The organism is Gemmatimonadota bacterium (genome assembly GCA_026706845.1).
GTDB lineage: Bacteria > Latescibacterota > UBA2968 > UBA2968 > UBA2968 > VXRD01.
Genome location: JAPOXY010000262.1, coordinates 1 through 2,674, shown reverse-complemented (window position 1 = coordinate 2,674; position 2,674 = coordinate 1). Strand labels below are relative to the sequence as shown.

General features: G+C 48.6%; 4 protein-coding genes. 2 read left to right on the top strand and 2 right to left on the bottom strand.

The features are described 5' to 3' along the window. A partial coding sequence (locus OXG87_22955; GenBank protein MCY3872415.1) for a methyltransferase domain-containing protein occupies positions 1–241 on the bottom strand: 241 nt, incomplete at its 3' end. After that, positions 238–957 carry a tetratricopeptide repeat protein gene (locus tag OXG87_22950; GenBank protein ID MCY3872414.1) on the bottom strand — a complete coding sequence of 240 codons (720 nt, stop codon included), beginning with the start codon at positions 955–957 and terminating at the stop codon, positions 238–240. The genes OXG87_22950 and OXG87_22955, both read right to left, overlap by 4 nt. A 333-nt stretch (positions 958–1,290) precedes the next feature. Between OXG87_22950 and OXG87_22945 the strand changes: the two genes are divergently transcribed. Beyond that, positions 1,291–1,812 (top strand): chromate transporter, encoded by a 522-nt coding sequence (locus tag OXG87_22945; GenBank protein ID MCY3872413.1) that lies wholly within the window; start codon positions 1,291–1,293, stop codon positions 1,810–1,812. Positions 1,813–1,842: 30 nt separating this feature from the next. Then, the coding region (gene bioB, locus OXG87_22940; GenBank protein MCY3872412.1) for a biotin synthase BioB at positions 1,843–2,674 on the top strand (832 nt) is incomplete at its 3' end.

Sequence of the window (2,674 nt, the reverse complement as noted above, 5' to 3'; positions counted from 1 at the left end):
GTTCTTCTTCTTCTGCCAATTTGATCATTTCTGCGGAAAGATCAACACCTGTGACTTCTGCCGCTCCGGCTTGCACAATCTTGCGCGTATAAAATCCCTCACCGCACGCCAGATCTAAAATCGTTGCTCCTCGAATATCTCCCAATATCTCTAAAAAAGTATATTCTTCAATATATTTTCGGAATGAGAGTTGCTTGGAATCCCTATAGGCTTCCGCAATTCCATCATACTCCTGGTTCATGCCCCCGATTCCTCCGATAAATTCCGCAACTCATCCAGGCGGACAATAATATGCTCATTGTCAGGCTCGCGGGCAATCACCTGTTCCAAAACCGCGATGGCCTCCCGAATAAGGCCTTGACTCGCGTACAGCTCAGCCAGCGTTTTCGTTGCAATAACAGGGGCCTCTCCCCCGGATTTTGGCTCGCGTTTAAGCGATGTAACCAGCGTATCTAAATCATCCTCGACTTCTTCCTCTAAGAGAGCCGGATCAAATACCTCGCTCTCAGATACGACTTCAGAACCATCGGGCTCAGGACCGTTGTCTTGCTCCTCTTCAACCTCCCCGCCCTTGAGTTTGCGAATCTGATCTATAAGTTCGGGACAAAATGGATCGCGTGCACGAGCCTGTTCAAAATATTTGAGCGCGAGGTCGTCGCGGTCCAATTGCAAAGCGATTTTGCCCATATACCAATGTGCGGCAAGATGACCAGCATCTAATTGCAATACTTTTTGAAACACCAGACGCGCTTCGTCATAATGCCCGGCCGCATGATAGCACTTGCCCATCACCACCTGACCCGCCGTATATGACGGGCGATAGCGCAATCCGCGGTGACACACCTCAATTGCGCGTGCGACCTCTCCACGCTGCAACAACCCATCTGCCAGACGTGCAAATAAAATGGATGTTGGATTTTGATCACAGATTTTTTGAAGTTTTTTTATTTCCAACATAGAAGTAAATTGCCCCTGAAAAAGATCGGGCATAATAGAAAAAAGGGCCGAAATTGTCAACGACAAATAGAGATTAAACCGGATCTTACCTCATTTCTATCGCGCCGTCTTCTCGCACAATTATACAAGAATAGATTAACACGCAACAAAATCGTTCTCAAATGTAAAAAATTTGACCAAAAAATCCAATGCAAAATCAGCCAATAATTTCGACGGTTCCCGATGTGATTTACCTTGTCTCATAAGCGTGAAATGGATATATTTCCAATTCGTTGCGCAAGTATTCATAACATTGATGTTTAACAATCTGTTACGCTTATAAGGAGCGTCTTAATGAAACTGTTAGACCTATTTGTTTCATTCACCAAAGTCGGCATCTTTGCTTATGGCGGCGGCCCTTCGATGATCCCGCTCATTCAAGAAGAAGTCGTCGATCGCAATGAGTGGATGACCATAGAAGAATTTACAGACGCCCTTGCGATGGGCTATGCACTTCCCGGTCCCATCGCCACCAAAATGGCTGCGTACATAGGATACCAGGTCGCCGACATACCCGGCCTTTTGGTCGCGCTCTTCGGCACGGTATTCCCCTCATTGCTCATGATGATGGTCCTCGGTCTGTTTTTCATGAACTACAAGGATACGCCGCTCGTACAGGCCATGCTCAAAGCCGTGCGCCCGGCAGTAGTCGGGCTTTTAATCGTCGTGGTTTGGGAAATGTGTCCCAAATCCGTTACCTCCTGGCACACTGCCCTGATTGCGGTCGCTGCATTTGTAGCCATCAATTTTCTCAACCTGCATCCCGCTCTGGCCATTGTTGCAACCGCAGCTCTCGGCCTGGCATTTTATCGATAACCCAGAAAGTATAGACACTCAGGACATACTATGTACACCTTTTATGCCCAAAAGGCACTCTTCGGCACCGGCTTGTCAACTGCTGAAATGCACGCTGTTCTTCAAACGCCCAACCGCGATATTCTACCGCTTTTACACGCAGCATACCAGGTGCGCCATCATTATTTTGGGCGCAAAGTACACATCCACGTGCTGATGAATGCCAAAAGTGGCTTGTGTCCCGAAGATTGTGCCTATTGCTCGCAATCGGCGGTCTCAAACGCACCGATTGATAAATATCCCCTGCGACCAGCTCGCGAAATGATAGATGCAGCCCGCAAAGCCAGAGAAAACGGTGCGTATCGATACTGCATTGTCACGAGCGGACGCGCACCCACCGACAATGAAGTTGATGCCATCACAGATGTCGTGCGCCAGATCAAACGGGAAATAGATATCGACATCTGTTGTTGTTTGGGCTTGCTAACTGGCGAAAAAGCACAGCGCTTAAAAAACGCTGGCGTCGATCGCGTAAACCACAACCTCAACACCAGCAAAGCGCACACGCCGCATATTGTATCTACACATACCTACGAAGACCGCCTGAAAACTCTGCACAACATCCAAAAAGCGGGCCTGGACACGTGCAGCGGCGGCATTATCGGCATGGGAGAAACCCACGATGATATAATTGACCTGGCCGTGTCTTTGCGCGACCTTGACATCAACTCTATTCCCGTCAATTTCTTGCATCCCATCGCGGGCACGCCCCTGTCAAATCAAAATTCTTTGACCCCACAAGATTGTCTGCGCGCATTGTGTCTGTTCCGATTTGTCACCCCCTCACCGGAAATTCGCGTGGCGGGTGGTCGGGAAAAAAATC

What these genes read in the sequence shown, in the direction of transcription:
- OXG87_22945 (MCY3872413.1), top strand. Translation starts at nt 1,291, where the DNA reads ATGAAACTGTTAGACCTATTTGTTTCATTCACCAAAGTCGGCATCTTT.
- OXG87_22950 (MCY3872414.1), bottom strand. Translation starts at nt 957, where the DNA reads ATGTTGGAAATAAAAAAACTTCAAAAAATCTGTGATCAAAATCCAACA.